Here is a 20,060-nt window from a genome sequence, read left to right as displayed (position 1 = left end):
CGTGGCCGGACCACACCACCTTACGTGTGCCCTCTCAGGAAGCGTCGGCGCTCGCATAGCCCGCCGGATTGGTCGTCTGCCAGTTCCAGTAGTCGCGGCACGCGTCGTCGATCGAGAAGCGCGTGCGCCACCCCAGGACGTCGGCGGCCTTCGTCGGGTCGCAGTACGTCGCGGCGACGTCGCCGGGACGACGGTCGAGCATCTTCTTCGGCAGATCGTGGCCGACGGCCTTCTCGAACGACGCGACGAGTTCGAGCACGCTCACGGGGCGACCGGTACCGAGGTTGAACACCTGGTGACCGGGCTGCGCCTGCTCGAGGGCGGCGACATGCCCCTCGGCCAGGTCGACGACGTGGATGTAGTCGCGCAGGCCCGTGCCGTCGGGGGTGTCGTAGTCGGAGCCGAAGACGCCGATCTCGTCGAGCGTTCCGATCGCGACGCGCGAGACGAACGGCATCAGGTTGTTCGGGATGCCGGCGGGGTCTTCGCCGATCAGGCCCGACGGGTGCGCCCCCACGGGGTTGAAGTAGCGCAGCACCGTGACGTTGAGCTCGGGGTTCACGCGCGCCACGTCGGCGAGCACGACCTCGTTCATGCGCTTGGACTTGCTGTACGCGTTCGACAGGTCGACGCTCGTGGTGGACTCCTCGGTGAACGGCAGGTCGGCCGGGTCGGAGTACACCGTGCCGGTGCTCGAGAACACGAACGAGCGGATGCCGTGGGCGATACCGGCGCGCAGCAGGGCGAAGGTCGTGTCGAGGTTGTTGGAGTAGTACTCCAGGGGCTTCTGCGTGGACTCCCCCACCGCCTTGAACGCCGCCAGGTGGATGATCGCGTCGATCGGGCCGTACTCGTCGAAGACGGCCGACACGACGGCGTCGTCGGCGGCGTCGCCCACCACGAGCGGCGCCGGCTTACCGGTGATGCGCTCGACGCGCTCAGCGGCGACGGCGTGCGTGCCCGACAGATCGTCGAGGAGGACGACGTCGTGCCCGGCTTCGAGAAGGGCTACGGCCGTGTGGGTTCCGATATAACCGGCACCGCCGGCCAGGAGTACGCGCATGACCCCAGGCTATCGCCCGGCGCCCGCGGCCCTCGCAGCGGGGCGCCCGTCAGCGACCGTCGAGCCGCCCGCCCGACTCGCGCAGGTAGCACACGGCACACATCGACTCGTAGGTGACCTCGCCCGCGATCTGGCCCTCGTCGATCGCGACCTGATCGCCGTCGAAGACGAACCGACCGCCGACCAGGCGCGCGTTGAAGATCGCCTTGCGCCCGCACCGGCAGATGGTCTTGAGCTCTTCGAGGCTGTGGGCGATCTCCATGAGCCGCGCAGAACCCGGGAACGCCTCGGTACGGAAGTCGGTGCGGATGCCGTAGGCGAGCACCGGGATGCCGTCGAGCACCGCGATGCGCAACAGGTCGTCGACCTGCGCGGGGGTGAAGAACTGCGCCTCGTCGACCAGCAGGCACGCCACCGGGGCGTGCCCCGCCGCGCTCTGGAACACGGCGCGGAGGTCGTCGTCGGGAGCGACCAGGAAGTCGACCGGGCGATTCACGCCGAGCCGACTGTCGATCTGGTCGGCACCCTTGGTGTCGATCTCGGGCTTGGCCAGGAGCACGCGCTGGCCGCGCTCCTCGTAGTTGTACGCCGCCTGCAGCAGGGCCGTCGACTTGCCCGAATTCATCGCCCCGTAGCGGAAGTACAGCTTCGCCACGACGACCTCAGGCGTTGATCTTGAGCGCCTGGGCCGTGGCATCCAGCTCTGTGCGGGCGGCCTCGGGACGCGTGTTGAGCGTCTCGCCGTAGCTGGGGATCAGCGTGCGCAGACGCGGCTCCCACTCGGCCATGCGCTCGGGGAAGCACGTCTTGATGAGTCCCAGCATGATCGACACGGCGGTCGAGGCTCCCGGCGAGGCGCCGAGCAGTCCCGCGATCGAGCGGTCTTCGGCGGTGATGACCTCGGTGCCGAACTGCAGCACGCCGCCCTTGTCCTTGTCGCGCTTCATGACCTGGGCGCGCTGACCGGCGTCGAGCAGCTCCCAGTCCTCGTCCTTCGCGGTGGGCATGAACTCGCGCAGGCTGTCGACCTTCTTCGCGTGCGTTTTCACCAGCTCGCTCACGAGGTACTTGATGAGACCGGGGTTGTCGACGGCCACCTTGAGCATCGGCAGCAGGTTGTGCGGACGCACCTGCGTGACGATGTCGAGCATCGAGCCGTTCTTGAGGAACTTGGGGCTGAAGGTCGCGAACGGGCCGAACAGCAGAGCCGATTCCCCGTCGACGACGCGGGTGTCGAGGTGGGGCACCGACATGGGCGGTGCGCCGACCGACGCCTGCGAGTAGACCTTGGCCTGGTGCTGGGCGACGATGCCGGGGTCGGAGGTCTTCAGCCACTGTCCGCCGATCGGGAAGACGCCGTAGCCCTTGATCTCGGGGATGCCCGAACGCTGCAACAGCTTGAGCGCCCAGCCACCGGCCCCCACGAAGACGAACTTCGCGTTGATCGATCCGGGCGTACCGCCGATGACGTGGCGGTACGAGACCTGCCACGACCCGTCCTTCTGTTTCTTGAGCTTCTTGACGTCGTGGTTCGTGGCGACGTCGACGCCCTTCTCGCGCAGGTTCGTGAACAGCTGGCGCGTGAGCGAGCCAAAGTCGACGTCGGTTCCGGCGGGGACGCGCGTGGCGGCGAAGGGCTCGCCCTTACGACGCTTCTGCATGAGCAACGGAGCCCACTGGTTGATGACGCGGGAGTCCTCGCTGTACTCGATGCCCGCGAACAGGGGCTGCAGCTTGAGCACCTCGTAGCGCTTGCGCAGGAACGCGACGTCTTTCTCGCCGCGGACGAACGTCATGTGCGGGGTGGCGTTGATGAACGTCGACGGTTCGTCGAGCACACCTTCGGCCACGAGCGAGGCCCACAGCTGGCGGCTCTGCTGGAACTGCTCGTTGATGGCGACGGCCTTGGCCGGGTCCATCGAGCCGTCCTTGCCCTCGGGCATGTAGTTCAGCTCGCAGAGCGCCGCGTGGCCGGTGCCCGCGTTGTTCCAGGCGTTGGAGCTCTCCTGCGCGACGTCGCTCAAGCGCTCCAGCACAGCGATCTTCAGATCGGGCTGGAGGTCTTTCAGCAGCGTGCCGAGAGTGGCGGACATGATGCCGCCACCGATGAGGAGAACATCGACGTTTTCAGTCACCCGACGATTCTAGGTGCGCGCCGAGAGGTGTCTCGACATCGAGAGATCGGTCGGTTCGATGTCGAGACAACCCCCGGGTAACGGCATCCGGATGCCGAGGCTCAGACCGTGGCGGAGAGCTTCTGCGCCACGATCTCGGCGATCTGCACCGCGTTCAGCGCCGCGCCCTTGCGCAGGTTGTCGTTGCTGATGAACAGCACGAGACCCTTGCCCTCGGGGGCGGACTGGTCGGCGCGGATGCGTCCGACGTAGCTGGGGTCGGTGCCGGCGGCCTGCAGCGGCGTGGGGACCTCTTCGAGGCGCACGCCGGGGGCCTCGGCGAGCAGTTCGCGCGCGCGCTCGGGGGTGAGGTCGCGGGCGAATTCGACGTTGATGCTGAGCGAGTGACCGGTGAACACGGGAACGCGCACGCACGTGCCGGCGACGCGGAGGTCGGGGAGCTCGAGGATCTTGCGGCTCTCGTTGCGGAGCTTCTTCTCTTCGTCGGTCTCGTTCTGGCCGTCGTCGACGAGGTTGCCGGCGAAGGGGATGACGTCGAAGGCGATGGGCGCGACGTACTTCTCGGGCGCCGGGAAGTCGAGAGCCGAACCGTCGCGGACGAGGCGCTCGACGCCGCCCTGGGCGAGCACGCCCTCGACCTGACCGAGCAGCTCCTGCGCTCCGGCGAGACCGGAGCCGCTGACGGCCTGATAGGTGCTGACGATGAGACGCTCGAGGCCGGCCTCGGTGTCGAGCACCTTCAGCACGGGCATCGCGGCCATCGTCGTGCAGTTCGGGTTGGCGACGATGCCCTTGACGGCCTGGTCGATGGCGTGGGGATTGACCTCGCTCACGACGAGGGGCACCTCGGCATCCATGCGCCAGGCGCTGGAGTTGTCGATGACCAGGGCCCCGGCCTCGGCGAAACGCGGGGCGTGCGCGCGGCTGCCGGTGGCACCGGCCGAGAACAGCGCGACCTCGACGCCGGCGGGGTCGGCCGTGGCGACGTCTTCGACGATCACGGAGTGACCGGCGAACTCGATGGACGAGCCGGCGGAGCGGGCCGTCGCGAACAGACGGAGCTCGCGGATCGGGAACGCACGCTCGGCGAGGATCTCGAGCATGACGGTGCCGACCTGGCCGGTGGCGCCGACGACGGCGAGGGAGATTCCGGAATCGGAGATGCGGGTCATGCGAGGTCCTCGGGTGTTCGGGAGTGGATGCCGCGAACGCGGCGTTCGGGTCAGGCTAGCGCGCGGGCCGGGACAGGTCGTCTGCCGGGGGCCGAACTCCGGAGAAGTCGACCTGGATGCGCCGGTGGATGGCGGTATTGCGCGGATGCGCGCGAGCGGCGCAGCGGAACTCAGGAGTTTCGCACCCGCGACGCGCGGACGGGAGTGTCAGCGACCGGTGCCGGCGTGGATGGTGGCCTCGGCCTCGCCGTCCAAGCCGTAGGCGGTGTGCACGAGGCGCGCGGCCTCGGCGAGATCGACGCCGCGCACGACCACCGAGATGCGGATCTCGGAGGTCGAGATCATCTCGATGTTCACGCCCGCGAGGCTGAGCGCCTCGAACAGGGTCGCCGAGACGCCCGAGTGGGTGCGCATGCCGGCGCCCACGACCGAGAGCTTGCCGATCTGGTCGTCGTGCACCAGGCTCTCGAACCCGACCTCGGACTGCTCGCCGGCGAGGGCGCGCAGGGCGGTCGCGGCGTCGGTCTTGGGAAGCGTGAACGAGATGTCGGTGCGAGCGGTCGCCGCGGCCGACACGTTCTGCACGATCATGTCGACGTTGGCGCCGGACTTCGCGACGATCTTGAAGATGTCGGCGGCCTTGCCGGGGACGTCGGGAACACCGATCACGGTGATCTTGGCCTGGCTGAGGTCGGTGGCGACGCCGGCGACGATGGGCTCTTCCATGGTGGCTCCCTCGGGGACGAGCGGGGACTTCTTGGAGGCGTCGAGCACCCAGGTGCCCTCGCCCGCGCTGAACGTGGACCTCGCGTGGATCAGCACGCCGTGACGGCGGGCGTACTCGACGGCGCGGATGTAGAGCACCTTCGCGCCGTTGGCGGCGAGCTCGAGCATCTCTTCGCTGCCCACGCGGTCGAGCTTGCGGGCCAGCGGCACGACGCGCGGGTCGGCGGTGAAGATGCCGTCGACGTCGCTGTAGATCTCGCACACGTCGGCCTTCAGGGCGGCGGCGAGCGCGACGGCGGTCGTGTCGGAGCCACCACGGCCGAGGGTGGTGATGTCGCGGGTGTCGCGATTGAAGCCCTGGAAACCGGCGACGATGACGATCGCCCCCTCGTCGAGGGCTTCGCGCAAGCGCACGGGGGTGACGTCGACGATGCGGGCGGCGCCGTGCGTGGCATCCGTGATCATGCCCGCCTGGCTGCCGGTGAAGGAGCGCGCTTCGAAGCCCATCGAGTGGATTGCCATCGCCAGCAGCGCCATCGAGATGCGCTCACCGCTGGAGAGCAGCATGTCGAGCTCGCGGGGGGCGGGGATCGGCGCGACCTGGTTCGCCAGATCGAGCAGTTCGTCGGTCGTGTCGCCCATGGCGCTGACGGCGACGACGACCTCGTGACCGGCTCGACGCGTGTCGACGATGCGTTTCGCGACCCGCTTGATGCTCTCGGCATCGGCGACGGAGGAACCGCCGTACTTCTGGACGATCAGCGCCATAAGAGGAACTCCCGGATGGGTCGGGCGTCGGGATGCCACGACGGGGCGCTCGGATGCCGCGCCCGAGGACCCATCCTAGGGGCGGCCGCATGCCGCCCCCGTCATGCGTGCACCCAGCCCCGCGCGGATAGGATCGAGCCCTCCCGCCCGGTTCGTGTTCCTGGAGGCCCGCGGTTGTCCCCCACCTCGCGTCGACTGCTGTCGTCGCTTCGCCGTCTCGTGCACACCGACGACGAGGCGACCCCCGACACGCAGCTGCTGCCCGTCATCGACGAGGCGCTGTCGACGCGCATCCTCGACCTGGCGATCCGCATCGGCGAGACCATGCTCGTCGTCGGGGCGCCGGCCAGCGAGGTGACGCTGACCATCGTGCGGGTCTGCGGCGCGTACGGACTCGACCCGGTGCACGTCGACGTCACCTACAACTCGATCACGATCGCGCACAGCCGGCCGGGGGCGAGCCGCCCGACGACGCTGTTGCGCGTCGTGCGCGGATCAGTTCCCGACCACGCCAAGCTCCAGCGCCTCCAGGCGCTCATCACCGAGATCACGGGCGGGCTCGCGCTCGACGACGCCATCAGCCGATGCCGTGCCATCCGGCGTCTGCCGTTCCGGTACCGCCCCGCGATCGTCATCGCCTCGCAGGCGTCGCTCGCGGCCGGCGTCGCCATCATGTTCGGGGCGAACTGGCTCGCCCTCGTGCTGTCGTTCATCGCGGCCGCGCTGGCGGCCACGACCCAGCATCTGATGGCCCGCGCGCGCGTTCCCTACTTCTTCGCGCAGATCGCCGGGGGTTTCGTGCTCACCGTCGTCGCCGCGCTGTCACCGCTGCTGCAGTACACCGGGCTCGACGCAGCCGCCGCGATCCGCCCGTCGGTGATCGTGGCATCCGGGATCGTGCTGATGCTCGCCGGGCTCACCGTGGTCGGCGCAGCCCAGGATGCCATCGACGGATTCGCGTTGACCGCCACCGGGCGCATCCTCGAACTCACCACGCAGACGCTCGGCGTGGTGCTCGGCATCCTCGCGGGCCTCGAGACCGTGCGGGTGATCGGACTCGGGATGTCGCCGCCGTCGAACGCCCTGCCGCTGGGCCCCGTCACCGTGCAGTTCATCGGCGCCGCGGTCATCGCCATCGCCGTGGCCGTCTTCAACGGCGCCGGCGCGCGCATCATCGTCGTCAGCGCAGCTCTCAGCCTGGTGGCCTGGGCCGGGTACGTGGGCGCCTCGACCCTCGGGTTCGAGGTGGCGGCGGCCAGCGGCCTGGGCGCCTTCATCGGCAGCTTCATCGGGATCGTGGTCGCCTATCGCCTGCACGTGCCCTCGGTGGCGATCACGACGGCGGCGATCCTGCCCCTCGTTCCCGGTGCCGCGGTCTTTCGCGGCCTGCTCGGCATCGTCGAGTCGGGCGACGACCCGGCCGTGCTCATGACGGGCGTCACCACCCTGGCCGGGGCGGCCACGATCGGTATCGCTCTGGCCGTGGGCGCCTCGCTGGGCATCTACCTGGGGCAGCCGTTGCGGGCAACGTTGTCGAGCGTCGTGCGGGCGCGTTCGCGGACGCGGCGGTAGGCGCCGCCGCGTCGCGCGGGTCGGGCGGCGGCAGTCAGAGCGTGCGGCGGCCCTCGAAGGCGCGGCCGAGGGTGACCTCGTCGGCGTACTCGAGGTCGCCGCCGACGGGCAGGCCGGATGCGAGACGCGTGACGCGGATTTCGAGGGTGTGCAGCAGCCGACTGAGGTACGTGGCGGTGGCCTCGCCCTCGAGGTTGGGGTTGGTGGCGAGGATGACCTCTTGCACCGTTCCGTCGGCGAGACGCTGCATGAGCTGCGTGACGCGCAGGTCGTCGGGACCGATGCCGGCGATCGGGCTGATCGCGCCCCCGAGCACATGGTACAAACCGCGGAACTCACGGGTGCGCTCGATCGCGGAGACGTCCTTGGCGTCTTCGACGACGCAGATCAGCGCCGGGTTGCGCCGCGGGTCGCGACAGATCGAGCAGCGGTCCTGTTCGGAGACGTTGCCGCAGATCTCGCAGAACTTGACCTTGTCGCGGATCTCACCGAGCAGCGTCGACAGTCGCGACACGTCGAACGAGGGCGACTGCAGGATGTGGAACGCGATGCGCTGCGCCGACTTGGGCCCGATTCCGGGCAGGCGTCCGAACTCGTCGATCAGGTCTTGAACGATTCCGTCGTACATCAGTTGAACCTCGTCGGGGGCTCGTAGGGCTCGTCGCGCACGTAGGTGGCGCTGAGCATCTGGCGGACGACCGCCTCGCCGTAGCGCTGAACGCCACCGCCGAGCGGTGCCATGCGCGGCACGACGACGGGCGGCAGCGGCGCCTCGACCTCGTCGGCGGGTGGGATGACGTCGTCATCGTCGACCTCGTCGGGGGCCGGCACCGAGGCCACGACATCGCGAGGCGGAAGGACGGCGCCCTCGCGAACGACGACCGCCTCGGCCGAGCCCGCCGCGTCGGCCGGTTCGTCGTCGACGGCGAGAGCCGTCGTGGGGGCGATCGGCGCACGCTGCGCCTCGGGAGCGGCCCCACCCGACGTGGGGATGGGAGCGACGGCCCACTCGGTGACCGATGACGCGTACGGCGCCGACGACCGCGCGCCCGATGGGCTCGCCGACGGGGGCGGGGGGCTCGCGGGGCCACGGGAGGGTCCACCGGGGCGGCCCGGACCCGCACCACCGGAACCGGGTGGGTCGCCCTCGAGACGGGCGAGGTACTTCACCCGCACGCCCAGCACGGCCTGGATGGCCTGGCGGAGGTCTTCGCTCGGGCCGCCCTCGGGGGTCCGCGTCTTGAAGGCACCCAGGTCGCTCGCCGTGCGGAACGACAGCGTGAGCACGTCGTCGTCGAAGGCGGCGACGGTCGACGTCGAGACCACCAGCCACGACGAGCGGCTCGCCACCTCGAGCTGGCCGAGCACTTCGGGCCACGCGTCACGCACGTGGCCCAGCTCGATCGGCCCGACGGGCGTGGCCGGCAGGGTGGGGGCCGACGGTTCGAGCGGCGATGCCTCGGGGGCCGCCGAGGCGTCGGGCGCGTCCGTTGTGAGGGCATCCGTCGCTGGTGCCGTCTGTGCGGGAGCTTCCGCCGTGGGGGCTTCGGCCGCGGGAGCATCCGGCGCGGGGGCTTCCGCCGCGGGGGCTTCCGCCGTGGGGACTTCGGTCGCGGGAGCATCCGCCGCGGGGGCTTCCGTCGCGGGAGCATCCGCCGCGTCGGCCGAACCGGTGTCGATGGGGGCGGCCGGGAACGCGTCGACGTCGGATGCGTCATCGGCGGCCGTCGGCGCCGTGTCGAACGGGTGCGCCTCTTCGGCCGGCGCGGGGCGCGACCCGGCGGACGAAGGTGACGTGGTGTCGGACGCCGCCGCGGGAGGCGAGCTCGCGGCCGTCGTCGGACGGGACGTCACCGGCTCATCGGTTTCGGCCGCGGGGGCCGTGCTCGAAGCCGAAGCCGTCGCGCGACCTGCTCCCGAACGAGCACCGGACCGGAACGACCCGGTGTCGACCGGCGCACCGTCGTCGTCGCCGTAGGGCGGAGGAGCATCGTCGTCGGTGAACGGCGGCGGCGCGTCATCGTCGGACGTGCTCGACGCGGGCGCCGGGGTCGGGGTGGAACGCGGCGGCTGTGCGGCTCCCGGCGACGCGACGGCGGGTGCCGCGGATCCGGGCGCGGCGACCGTCGGCGAGGCGACTCCCGACGACGCGACGCTGGGTGAGGCGATGCCCGGCGAGGCGATGCCCGGCGACGCGACGTTCGGCGAAGCGATGCCGGGTGACGCGATGCCCGGTGCGGCAACCGGCGCGGTGACGCGCGTGGGAGCCGCGCCGGCGCCCGACGAGGCGGTGCCGGGGTTCGCGACCCCCGGCGCGGATGCGCCCGGAGAAGCGACGCGGGGCGACGCCGCACCCGGCGAAGCAACGCGCGGAGCGGCAGGCGACGGGGCGCCAGACGACGGGGCGCCAGATGACGGGGCGGCAGCCGACTGGGAAGCAGCCGGCGCGGCGATCTCGCCCGCCGGCGAGGCGGGACGCCCGGTCGCCGGTGCGGAGGTGCGCGAGGCTTCGACGTCGTGCGCGGTGGCGGGAGACGTGCCCTGCGACACCCCGGCGTGGGTGAGCACGCGCGCGACCAACAGCTCGAGCTGCAGACGCGGTGACGTGGCCCCCGTCATCTCGTCGAGGGCGGCGACGACGAGGTCGGCCGTGCGCGACAGACGCGCGGTACCGAAAGCGGTGGCCTGACGCGACATGCGCTCGAGCTCGTCGTCGGGGACACCGCGCAGGACGGCCGCGGCTCCGGCCCCGGTGGCGGCGACGATGATCAGATCGCGCAGACGCTCGAGCAGATCGTCGACGAAGCGCCGGGGGTCTTGGCCGGTCTGCACGACGCGGTCGATGGAGGCGAAGGCGCCGGCGCCGTCGTTCGCGGCGAACGCGTCGACGACCTCGTCGAGCAGCTCCGAGTGGGTGTACCCCAGCAGGGCGACGGCGCGTTCGTACCGCACGAGCACTTGTCCGGCCTGCGCGGTCTCGGACCCCGTCGAGGGGTCGGATCCGGCGATGAGCTGATCGAGCAGCGAGAGCGTGTCACGCGGGGATCCCCCGCCGGCTCGGACGACGAGCGGCAGGACCCCGGCCTCGACGGCGACGCCCTCGGTCTCACAGAGTTCTTGGACGTACTCGAGCATGGCCGCCGGCGGAACCAGCCGGAACGGGTAGTGGTGCGTGCGCGAGCGGATGGTGCCGAGGACCTTCTCGGGCTCGGTGGTGGCGAAGATGAACTTCACGTGCGCGGGGGGTTCTTCGACGAGCTTGAGCAGAGCGTTGAAGCCCTGCTGCGTGACCATGTGGGCCTCGTCGAGGATGAAGATCTTGAAGCGATCGCGGGCCGGCGCGAAGATGGCGCGTTCGCGCAGGTCGCGCGCGTCGTCGACACCGTTGTGGCTGGCCGCGTCGATCTCGACGACGTCGAGCGATCCTCCTCCGCCACGACCGAGCTCGACGCAGCTGTCGCAGACGCCGCACGGGGTGTCGGTGGGACCGGCCGCGCAGTTGAGGCAGCGGGCGAGAATGCGGGCCGAGGTGGTCTTTCCGCACCCGCGCGGACCCGAGAACAGGTAGGCGTGGCCGACCCGGTCGCTGCGCAGGGCGGTCATGAGCGGGTCGGTCACCTGGGACTGCCCGATCATCTCGCCGAACGCCTGCGGGCGGTATCGGCGGTACAGGGCTGTCGTCACCCGAACAGCCTACGGCGTACCTCCGACATCGCCTCCGCGGCCTCGTCCGTCGGGGTCCGAAACCTCGACAGCGCGCCGCGAGCGCAGGCACAGCGACCGCGCGGGGCGCGAAGGAGCAGCGACGCGGGGCGAGGGGAGGACGAGGGACGAGCGGAGGATGCCACGGGCACCCAGGTCCTCCCCCGGTCCCCGACCCTCCGCCCCGCACGGGCGCGGGCATGCTCCCGCGCATCCGCGGCCACCCGCATCTCGCGGCCCGACCACACGCCCCTCACGGCCGGAGACCCGGCACGCCGGAAACGCCGCACGCGGCGACCCCCGCATAGGGAGCCGCCGCGTGCGCGCGGGTCAGAAACCTCCGTCGAGGCCGACCGCGATGGGGGCGTCGTCGTCGTTCAGGACCGGGATCGTCGCCGTGACGATCGGCACCGAGGCCGACAGCAGCGTGCCGTCCTCGCGCACCGAACCCTCGAGCTGACGGATCGAGGGGCGTCCCGGGCGCACCGGGCCCTGTCCGTGCAGGGTCACCCGCACGGTGGCGCCGGGCGCGACGGTGTAGTCGACGCCGCGAACGGCGAAGGTGACGGGGTCGCCCTCGTGCCCGGCGCGCAACGTGAGCGCATCGGCGGTGACGGTGACGTTGAGTCGAGTGCCGTGCCAGTGCAGCACGTACGACAGCTCGGGCCAGTCGGCGGGCAGGCGCGGGTCGAACGTCAGCAGTCCGAAGTGGTCGCGCATGCCGCCGAAGCCGCTGACGAGCGCCGTCCACACGCCACCGGCCGACGCCACGTGCACACCGTCGGAGGCGTTGTGGTGCAGGTCGCCGAGGTCGACGAACGCGGCCTGACGGAAGTACTCCAGCGCCAGGTCCTGGTACCCCACCTCGGCGGCGAGGATCGACTGCACGACCGCCGACAGCGTGGAGTCACCGGTGGTCAGCGGGTCGTAGTACTCGAAGTCGGCGAGCTTCTCGGCATCCGTGAAGTGATTGCCCTGCAGGAACAGCGCCAGCACCACATCGGCCTGCTTGAGCACCTGGTAGCGGTAGATGACCAGCGGGTGGAAGTGCAGCAGCAGGGGGCGCTGGTCGGGCGGGGTGTTCTCGAGGTCCCAGATCTCGCGCTCGAGGAACACGGCGTCTTGGGGATGGATGCCGAGGGCCGGGCTGAACGGGATGTGCATCGCCTCGGCGGCGCGCTCCCACCGCTCGGGCTCGGAGGGGTCGAGGTTCATGCGGTCGGCCATGTGGGCGTACGCGTCGGGGTTGTTGTCGGCGAGGTCGCGCACCGTGCGCGCGGCGAAGCGCAGGTTGAAGCGGGCCATGACGTTGGTGAAGAGGTTGTCGTTGACGACGGTGGTGTACTCGTCGGGACCCGTCACGCCGTGGATGTGGAACGAGTCGTGCTCGCCGTCTTCGGCGGCGTCGCTGGACCGCCAGAAGCCCAGCGTCGACCACAGCCGCGCCGTGTCGACGGCGATGTCCACGCCCTCGCGGGCGAGGAACTCCTCATCACCCGTCGCACGCACGTACTTCGCCAGCGCGAAGGCGACGTCGGCGTTGATGTGGTACTGCGCGGTGCCGGCGGCGTAGTACGCCGAGGCCTCCTCGCCGTTGATCGTGCGCCACGGGAACAGCGCCCCGGCCTCGTTCAGCTGGTGCGCGCGCTTGCGCGCAGCCGGAAGCATCAGGTACCGCATGCGCAGGGCGTTGCGGGCCCACTGCGGAGACGTGTACGCCAGGAACGGCAGCACGTAGACCTCGGTGTCCCAGAAGTAGTGGCCGCTGTAGCCCGACCCGGTCACGCCCTTGGCGGGGACTCCCTGGCCGTCGGCGCGCGCCGCCGCCTGGGCGAGCTGGAACAGGCACCAGCGGGTGGCCTGCTGCAGGTCGCCGTGACCGCCGATGCGCACGTCGGAGCGCTCCCAGAAGTCGGCGTACCAGGCGATCTGCTTCTCGATGAGCTTGTCGATGCCGGTCTCGACCGCGCGGTCGAGGGTGCGGCGGCACCGGTCGAGCAGCTCCCCCGTGGGCACGCCGCGTGAGGAGTGGTAGCTCACCAGCTTGGTGATCGTGGTGGGCACCCCCGCGCGCGCGTGCACCCGGAAGACGTTCTTGGCGATGTCGGGCTCGATGAGCTGACGCGCGGTGTAGTCGTTCTCGGTGTCGACCAGGTGGTCGGCGATGACGGCCAGCGTCATGTTCGACTCGGTGACCTCGTAGCTGAGCGCGGAGCGGTTGCCGTCCTGCCAGTACTCGCGCGGCTGCAGCACACGGTCGCTGAGCTTCTCGGTCTTGCGCGGGTCGAAACCGGACTGCTTGGATGCCATCGGCGAGCCGCCGTAGATGCCCTCGCCGTCCTGACGGTTCAGCAGCTGGCTGCTGACGGTGACGGGTGCGTCGGCGTCGAGCACGGTCACCGTGAGACGCAGCACCGCGAGGTGCTTCTCGTCGAACGACACGAAACGGTCGTCTTCGATGCGCACGTGCTTGCCCGAGGGGGTGACCCAGAGCAGGGTGCGACGGAGGATCCCCTGGCGCATGTCGAGCACGCGCTCGTACTCGCGCACGTCGGCGACGTCGAGCGACAGCGGCTCATCGTCGACGTAGACGCGCATGACCTTGGCATCCGGCGCGTTGATGATCGTCTGACCGACCTCGGCGAAGCCGTAGGCCTGCTCGGCGTGACGGATCGGGAACGTCTCGTGGAACCCGTTGATGAAGGTCCCCTGCTCGAGGGCGAAGCGGCCCTCGATGGAGTTGCCGCGCAGGCCCAGGTAGCCGTTGCCGAGGGCGAAGAGGGTCTCGGTGACGCCGACGTCGTCGAGCGAGAACTCGGTCTCGACGAGGCGCCATTCGTCGATGGGGAAGCGATCGCGATCGATCATCGGGGCGTGCCTTCCGGTGGCGGGTTCGGGTCTCCGCGTGAGGGCGGCATGCCGTTCGCGCGGGTGGAGCTCGGGTTCGTCGTGGGGACGACGGTGGGGGCGTCGCGGGTGGCGACGGCTCAGTCTACGAACGCGGCGAGGTCGTCGACGACCACCGTGGCGCCGGCTGCGGCGAGGTCTTCGGCTCCGACGCCGCGATCGACGCCCACGACGACGGTGTATCCGGCCGCGACGGCGGAGCGCACGCCGCTGAGCGCGTCTTCGACGGCGACCGACCGGGCCGGGTCGACGCCGAGCATGCGCGCGGCCTCGGCGAACACGTCGGGGGCGGGCTTGGACGCCAGGTGGTCGCGCTCGGCGACCATGCCGTCCATGACGACGGGGAACCTCTCGCGCAGGCCCGCGGCCTCGAGCACCTCGACGGCGTTCTTCGAGCTCGACACGACGGCGATGGGGATGCCCGCGGTCTCGAGCACGTCGAGCAGCGCGACCGAGCCGGGGTAGGGAGCAATGCCCTCGGCGCGCAGGATGCGCGAGAACACGGCGTTCTTGCGGTTGCCGACGCCGCACACGGTGTCTTCGGACGGGTCGTCGGACGGGTCTCCCCACGGCACCTCGACGTCGCGGCTGCGCAGCAGGCTGGCGACGCCGTCGTAGCGCTTCTTGCCGTCGACGTACTCGAAGTAGTCGCGATCGGTGTACGCCGGCTCGATCTTCCACGCGGCGAACAGCTCGTCGAACATCTCTTTCCACGCGCGCATGTGCACCTCGGCCGTGGGCGTGAGCACTCCGTCGAGGTCGAACAGCACCGCGTCGTAGGCGGTGAGGTCGGGCAACGTGGAGGTGTCGGTCATGGCGGGCTCCGAATCGGCGAAGAGGGCGAACGGCCGCCCCTGGCGCCGCGGTGATCAGCGTAGCGGCGAGGGGTGACTCAGGACGTGACCGACAGGGTCTGGCGGGCGATCTCGAGCTCTTCGTCGGTGGGGACCACGAGCACCTCGACGCGCGAGGCGTCGGAGGAGATGCGACGGATGCCGCGCTCGCGCCGCGCGTTGCGCTCGGGGTCGATCTCGACGCCGGCGAAGCCCAGGGTGGCCATCGCCTCTTCGCGCACGCGGAGCGAGTTCTCGCCCACCCCCGCGGTGAACGAGATGACGTCGACGCCGTCGAGCTGCGCCAGGTAGGCGCCGGCGTATGCACGGAGCCGGTGGATGTAGACGTCGAAGGCCAGCTGGGCGGCCGGGTCACCGGCATCCCGTCGCTCGCCGATGTCGCGCATGTCGCTGACTCCGGCGAGACCCTTGAGCCCCGACTGCTTGTTGAGCAGGGTGTCGAGGTCGGCGATCGACATATCGGCACGGCGGGCCAGCTGGAACAGCACCGCGGGATCGAGATCGCCGGACCGCGTGCCCATCACCAGACCCTCGAGGGGGGTCAGGCCCATCGAGGTGTCGACCGAGCGACCGCCTTCGATCGCGGCGGCCGACGCACCGTTGCCGAGGTGGAAGACGATCTGCTTGAGCTCGCCGAGCGGGCGGCCGAGGAAGGCCGCCGCCGACTCGCTGACGAACTTGTGGCTCGTGCCGTGGAACCCGTAACGGCGGATGCGGTGGGCCTCGGCGACCTCGCGGTCGATGGCGTAGGTGTACGCCTCGGGCGCCAGCGACTGGTGGAACGCGGTGTCGAAGACGGCGACGTGCGGCACGTCGGGGAAGGCCTTCTTGGCCGCCACGATGCCCGCGAGGTTGGCGGGGTTGTGCAGGGGCGCGAGCACCGAGAGCTCGTCGATGTTGATCTCGACGAGGGGCGTGATCACCGTCGGCTCGAAGAAGCGCGCGCCCCCGTGCACCACCCGGTGGCCGACGGCGACGGGCGGGCGCTGCGTGAGCGAGGGTCCGTGCGCGGCGAACGCCTCGAGCATGACGGCGAAGCCCGCCGTGTGGTCGGGGATCTCGCGCTCGATGGTGAACGTGGCGTCGGTCACCGCGGGGGCGGGTCCGTCGACGGCGGCCAGGGCCGCCGCCTTCACGGTGTGCTGGGCGACTCCGCCGGTCCCCGGGCCCGTCGAGGGCTCGCCGATGCGCTCCACCAGTCCCGAGGCGAGCACCTGCTCGTGCTCCATGTCGAGCAACTGGTACTTGAACGACGACGAACCGCTGTTGACGACCAGTACGACACTCACGCGGGGCTCCCCTGGGCCTGGATCGCGGTGATCGCGATCGTGTTGACGATGTCGTCGACGAGGGCGCCGCGCGACAGGTCGTTGATGGGCTTGTTGAGACCCTGCAGCACGGGCCCGATCGCGACGGCTCCGGCCGAGCGCTGCACGGCCTTGTACGTGTTGTTGCCGGTGTTCAGATCGGGGAAGACGAACACCGTCGCGCGGCCCGCGACCTCGGATCCCGGCATCTTGGCCTGGGCGACCGCGGCGTCGGCGGCGGCGTCGTACTGGATCGGGCCCTCGACGAGAAGCTCGGGGGCACGCTCGCGCACGAGGGCCGTGGCGGCGCGCACCTTCTCGACGTCGGCGCCGGTGCCCGACTCGCCGGTCGAGTACGACAGCATCGCCACGCGCGGCTCGATGCCGAACTGCTCGGCGGTCGCGGCCGACGACACGGCGATGTCGGCGAGCTGCTCGCTGGTGGGATCGGGGATGACGGCGCAGTCGCCGTAGACGAGCACGCGGTCGGCGAGCGCCATGAGGAACACACTCGAGACGACCGAGACGCCGGGAGCGGTCTTGATGATCTCGAACGCGGGCCGGATCGTGTGCGCGGTCGTGTGGGCAGCCCCCGAGACCATGCCGTCGGCGAGGCCCAGGTGCACCATCAGCGTGCCGAAGTACGACACGTCGGTGACGGTGTCGGCGGCCTGCGCGTGGGTGACGCCCTTGTGCGCGCGGAGCCGTGCGTACTCGGTGGCGAACTTCTCGACGTGCACCGCGTCGAAGGGGCTGAGCACCTCGGCGTCGCGGATGTCGATGCCGAGCTCGATGGCCCGCCCGCGCACCTCGATGGGCTCGCCGAGGATCGTGAGATCGGCGATGCCGCGCGCGAGCACGGTGGCGGCGGCGCGGAGCACGCGATCGTCGGTGCCCTCGGGCAGCACGATGCGGCGGCGGTCGGTGCGCGCGCGGTCGACCAGGCCGTACTCGAACATGAGCGGGGTGACGACGCTCGGGCGAGCGACGCCGAGCTCGCTCGTGAGCAGCTCGGTGTCGACGTGACGCTCGAACAGCGCCAGGGCCGTGTCGTATCGGTGCTGCGAGTCGGCGGCCAGGCGCCCGCGGGTGTTCATGATGCGCACGGCGGTGTCGTACGTGCCCAGGTCGGTGGCGATGATCGGCAGCGGCGAGCCGAGACCGTCGATGAGTCGCACGATCGCGTCGGGCAGCTCGAACCCGCCGTTGAGCACGATGCCGGCCAGGGAGGGGAAGGTGCCCGACGCGTTGGCGAGCAGGGCGGCGAGCAGCACCTCGGAGCGGTCGGCCGGGATCACCACGACCGCGGATTCCTTCAGCCGGGGCAGCACGTTGACCATCGACATGCCGGCGACCACGACGCCCAGCACCTCGCGGGTGAGTAGGGCCGGATCGCCCTTGATCAGCTCGCCCTCGACCGAGCGCAGCACGCCCCGCACCGACGGGGCGATGAGGAAGCGGTCTTCGGGCAGGGCCCAGACCGGCACGCGGCGCCGCTCGGCGGTGTCTGCCACGTGCGCGGCGTCGACGACCTGGCGGACGGATGCCACGACCTCGTCGAGCCGGTCGGCGTCGGCGCGATTTGCGATGACGGCGAACAGCGCGGCGCGCTCGTGCTGCAGCTCGGAGATCGCCAGCGAGGCGATCTGCCCGACCTCTTGGGGGGTGCGCGCGACCGACAGGCCCAGGGTCTCGCTGTGGCCCTGCTGCGCGCGACCGCCGAGAACCAGCAGCACCGGTGCGCCGAGGTTGGCGGCGATGCGCGCGTTGTAGGCGAGCTCGGCGGGGCTGCCGACGTCGGTGTAGTCGCTGCCGATGATGACGACGGCGTCGCACTGGGCCTCGACGGCCTTGTAGCGCTCGACGATGCGGGCGAGCGCGGCGTCGGCGTCGTCGCGCACGTCGTCGTAGGTGACGCCGACGCAGTCGTCGTACGCCAGGTCGACGCTGTCGTGGTCGAGCAGCATCTCGAGCACGTAGTCGCGCTCGGCGGTGGATCGCGCGATGGGCCGGAACACCCCCGCGCGCGGAGTGACGCGGCTGAGTGCGTCGAGCACTCCGAGCGCGACGGAGGATTTGCCCGAGTGCCCCTCGGCGGACGTGATGTAGATGCTCTGCGTCACGCAGCCAGCCTATTGCGGCCCGGGGACATCGCACCGGGGTTGCTTCGGCGTCGAGTGATCGGGATGCGCCCGCTCACGTCTCGCGGCGCGCCCCCGTGCCGATCAGTCGCGCGCCCGCCCGGGTCAGCTCTTCGGCGAGGGCCGCGTCGCCATCGAGATCGGCGACCACGCCCGCCACCGCGTCGAGGGGGAGGATGCCGAATCGCGAGGCCGCGCCGAGCTTCTCTTCGCTCGCGAGCACGAACGTCTCGGCGGCCCGCTCGGCGAGCACGCGTTTCATCGCCGCCTCATCGGCGTCGCCGGTGGTCAATCCCGCCGAGGGGTGGACGCCCGTGACGCCGAGGAAGAACACGTCGGCGCTGATCCCCCGGGCGGCCTCGGCGGCCGCGGCCCCGCACGCCACGGCGGAGTGCTTGAAGAGGCGCCCGCCGAGCATGATGACCTCGGCGTCGTGGTGCAGCAGCGCCGCCGCGATGGTGGGCGAGTGCGTGATGAGCGTGCCCGCGAACGTGCGGGGCAGCGCGTCGACGAGTGCGAGCGTCGTCGTGCCGCCGTCGAGCAGCACGGTGGCGCCGGGTTCGATCAGGGCCACCGCGGCCTCGGCCACGCGCGTCTTGCTGTCCCGGGCGACACGGGCGCGGGTGTCATAGTCGGCGACCGCCGGCGAAGCCGGCAGTGCACCGCCGTAGACGCGCACGGCGAGGCCCGCGGCATCCAATTCTCGGAGGTCGCGACGGATGCTGTCCTCGGAGAGGCCGAGGTCGAGCGCGACGTCTTTCACGACGAGGCGCCCGTCTCGGCGCAGGCGGTCGAGCAGGGCGTCTCTGCGAGCGGCGGGGAGCAACACGCTTCGCATTCTTTCACGTTTCTGCATTATCGTTCCGAATCATGGCTGATCTCTCCCCCGCACACCCCGGCACCACCGTCCCCGACCACCGCGGCCGCACGGGCCTGCACCTCACCGGACTCGATCTCGACCGCAACCCCCGCGTGCAGGTCACCGACGTGGAGCTCCTCGCCGCCGGGTGGCACGTGCTGCGCGCGACGACCTTCCGCTACCGCGACGATCGCGGCGAGTGGTCCACCCAGACGCGAGAGACCTACGACCGCGGCAACGGGGCGACGATCCTGTTGTTCGACCCGTCACGGCGCACGGTTCTGCTCACCCGGCAGTTCCGCTACCCCGTGTACGTCAACGACCACCCCGACGGGATGCTGATCGAGACGGCGGCGGGGCTCCTCGACGACGATGATCCCGTCACCGCGATCCGCCGCGAGGCCGAGGAAGAGACCGGGGTGCGGGTCGCCGAGGTGCAGCACGTGTTCGACGTCTATATGAGCCCCGGCTCCGTCACCGAGCGCCTGCACTTCTTCGCCGCCCCCTACGACGGCGCGAGCGGAGTCGGCGCACACGGGGGTCTGATCGAGGAGGGCGAAGAGATCGAGATCCTCGAGTACGACATCGATCACGCCCTGTCGATGATCCGCGACGGCGCGATCCAGGATGCCAAGACCATCCTGCTGCTGCAGTGGGCGGTGCTCGACGGGCCCTTCGCCCGGGCTTGAGACGAGACGTCGCGCGGGCGTCGGGGCAAAAGAAAAGACCCTCCGCGCACCCGGTAGAGCCTGGTTACCCTTGCTACGTTTCCGTCCTGGGGGAGTTGGCCGGGATACCGCCACGCGGAGAGCCGTGTACAGCCTACCCGACGGAAACGGGCGCTCGTGGTCACC

Annotated in this window: 14 protein-coding genes and 1 other RNA gene; 2 read left to right on the top strand and 13 right to left on the bottom strand. The window is 70.7% G+C overall.

Annotation, left to right across the window (positions count from 1 at the left end; translation table 11 throughout):
• Nucleotides 1-34: 34 nt before the first annotated feature.
• The 5 genes from galE to BJP65_RS13550 form a co-directional block, all read right to left on the bottom strand.
• Nucleotides 35-1,063, bottom strand: a complete 1,029-nt coding sequence (galE, locus tag BJP65_RS13570; protein ID WP_070409484.1) for a UDP-glucose 4-epimerase GalE — start codon at nucleotides 1,061-1,063, stop codon at nucleotides 35-37.
• 49 nt (nucleotides 1,064-1,112) lie between these two features.
• Nucleotides 1,113-1,718, bottom strand: coding sequence for a thymidine kinase (locus tag BJP65_RS13565; protein ID WP_055838470.1), 606 nt, complete (start codon nucleotides 1,716-1,718; stop codon nucleotides 1,113-1,115).
• Between the two features lie 7 nt (nucleotides 1,719-1,725).
• Nucleotides 1,726-3,198, bottom strand: coding sequence for a malate:quinone oxidoreductase (locus BJP65_RS13560; RefSeq protein ID WP_055838473.1), 1,473 nt, complete (start codon nucleotides 3,196-3,198; stop codon nucleotides 1,726-1,728).
• Nucleotides 3,199-3,299: 101 nt separating this feature from the next.
• On the bottom strand, nucleotides 3,300-4,370 hold the full coding sequence (locus BJP65_RS13555) for an aspartate-semialdehyde dehydrogenase (protein WP_055838477.1): 1,071 nt from the start codon (nucleotides 4,368-4,370) through the stop codon (nucleotides 3,300-3,302).
• 207 nt (nucleotides 4,371-4,577) lie between these two features.
• Nucleotides 4,578-5,864 carry an aspartate kinase gene (locus BJP65_RS13550; protein WP_055838480.1) on the bottom strand — a complete coding sequence of 429 codons (1,287 nt, stop codon included), beginning with the start codon at nucleotides 5,862-5,864 and terminating at the stop codon, nucleotides 4,578-4,580.
• Between the two features lie 174 nt (nucleotides 5,865-6,038).
• Here BJP65_RS13550 and BJP65_RS13545 point away from each other — a divergent pair, with 174 nt between their 5' ends.
• Nucleotides 6,039-7,436 (top strand): threonine/serine exporter ThrE family protein, encoded by a 1,398-nt coding sequence (locus BJP65_RS13545; RefSeq protein WP_070409483.1) that lies wholly within the window; start codon nucleotides 6,039-6,041, stop codon nucleotides 7,434-7,436.
• A gap of 34 nt (nucleotides 7,437-7,470) precedes the next feature.
• On the opposite strand, the gene recR is transcribed toward BJP65_RS13545, so the two are convergent.
• From recR to BJP65_RS13510, 7 genes are all read right to left on the bottom strand, one after another.
• Complete coding sequence (gene recR, locus BJP65_RS13540) at nucleotides 7,471-8,064, bottom strand: recombination mediator RecR (protein ID WP_055838486.1); 594 nt, start codon at nucleotides 8,062-8,064, stop codon at nucleotides 7,471-7,473.
• Nucleotides 8,064-11,120, bottom strand: coding sequence for a DNA polymerase III subunit gamma and tau (locus BJP65_RS13535; RefSeq protein ID WP_070409482.1), 3,057 nt, complete (start codon nucleotides 11,118-11,120; stop codon nucleotides 8,064-8,066). Before BJP65_RS13535 ends, recR begins: the two co-directional genes overlap by 1 nt.
• A 348-nt stretch (nucleotides 11,121-11,468) precedes the next feature.
• Nucleotides 11,469-14,006 carry a glycoside hydrolase family 65 protein gene (locus tag BJP65_RS13530; RefSeq protein ID WP_070409481.1) on the bottom strand — a complete coding sequence of 846 codons (2,538 nt, stop codon included), beginning with the start codon at nucleotides 14,004-14,006 and terminating at the stop codon, nucleotides 11,469-11,471.
• A gap of 119 nt (nucleotides 14,007-14,125) precedes the next feature.
• Complete coding sequence (locus BJP65_RS13525; RefSeq protein WP_070409480.1) at nucleotides 14,126-14,860, bottom strand: HAD family phosphatase; 735 nt, start codon at nucleotides 14,858-14,860, stop codon at nucleotides 14,126-14,128.
• Between the two features lie 77 nt (nucleotides 14,861-14,937).
• Nucleotides 14,938-16,188, bottom strand: coding sequence for an acetate/propionate family kinase (locus BJP65_RS13520; protein ID WP_070409479.1), 1,251 nt, complete (start codon nucleotides 16,186-16,188; stop codon nucleotides 14,938-14,940).
• On the bottom strand, nucleotides 16,185-18,329 hold the full coding sequence (gene pta / locus BJP65_RS13515) for a phosphate acetyltransferase (RefSeq protein ID WP_070409478.1): 2,145 nt from the start codon (nucleotides 18,327-18,329) through the stop codon (nucleotides 16,185-16,187). Before pta ends, BJP65_RS13520 begins: the two co-directional genes overlap by 4 nt.
• 73 nt (nucleotides 18,330-18,402) lie before the next feature.
• Nucleotides 18,403-19,176: a DeoR/GlpR family DNA-binding transcription regulator gene (locus tag BJP65_RS13510; protein WP_258027478.1), complete on the bottom strand. Its 774-nt coding sequence runs from the start codon at nucleotides 19,174-19,176 to the stop codon at nucleotides 18,403-18,405.
• Between the two features lie 41 nt (nucleotides 19,177-19,217).
• Here BJP65_RS13510 and BJP65_RS13505 point away from each other — a divergent pair, with 41 nt between their 5' ends.
• The gene (locus tag BJP65_RS13505; RefSeq protein ID WP_070409477.1) at nucleotides 19,218-19,895 is read left to right on the top strand and encodes an NUDIX domain-containing protein; all 678 of its coding nucleotides are present in this window, start codon (nucleotides 19,218-19,220) and stop codon (nucleotides 19,893-19,895) included.
• A 30-nt stretch (nucleotides 19,896-19,925) separates the two neighbouring features.
• On the opposite strand, the gene ffs is transcribed toward BJP65_RS13505, so the two are convergent.
• Nucleotides 19,926-20,022: signal recognition particle sRNA small type (ffs, locus tag BJP65_RS13500), an RNA gene on the bottom strand.
• Between the last annotated feature and the right edge of the window lie 38 nt (nucleotides 20,023-20,060).

Source organism: Microbacterium sp. BH-3-3-3 (assembly GCF_001792815.1).
Lineage (GTDB): Bacteria > Actinomycetota > Actinomycetes > Actinomycetales > Microbacteriaceae > Microbacterium.
This window is presented reverse-complemented; position numbering and strand designations above follow the sequence as displayed.

Excerpts from the sequence above, each read along its gene's own strand:
- BJP65_RS13550 (WP_055838480.1), bottom strand. The coding sequence starts at position 5,864 with ATGGCGCTGATCGTCCAGAAGTACGGCGGTTCCTCCGTCGCCGATGCC.
- recR (WP_055838486.1), bottom strand. The coding sequence starts at position 8,064 with ATGTACGACGGAATCGTTCAAGACCTGATCGACGAGTTCGGACGCCTG.
- BJP65_RS13505 (WP_070409477.1), top strand. The coding sequence starts at position 19,218 with ATGGCTGATCTCTCCCCCGCACACCCCGGCACCACCGTCCCCGACCAC.
- BJP65_RS13530 (WP_070409481.1), bottom strand. The coding sequence starts at position 14,006 with ATGATCGATCGCGATCGCTTCCCCATCGACGAATGGCGCCTCGTCGAG.
- BJP65_RS13555 (WP_055838477.1), bottom strand. The coding sequence starts at position 4,370 with ATGACCCGCATCTCCGATTCCGGAATCTCCCTCGCCGTCGTCGGCGCC.
- galE (WP_070409484.1), bottom strand. The coding sequence starts at position 1,063 with ATGCGCGTACTCCTGGCCGGCGGTGCCGGTTATATCGGAACCCACACG.
- BJP65_RS13525 (WP_070409480.1), bottom strand. The coding sequence starts at position 14,860 with ATGACCGACACCTCCACGTTGCCCGACCTCACCGCCTACGACGCGGTG.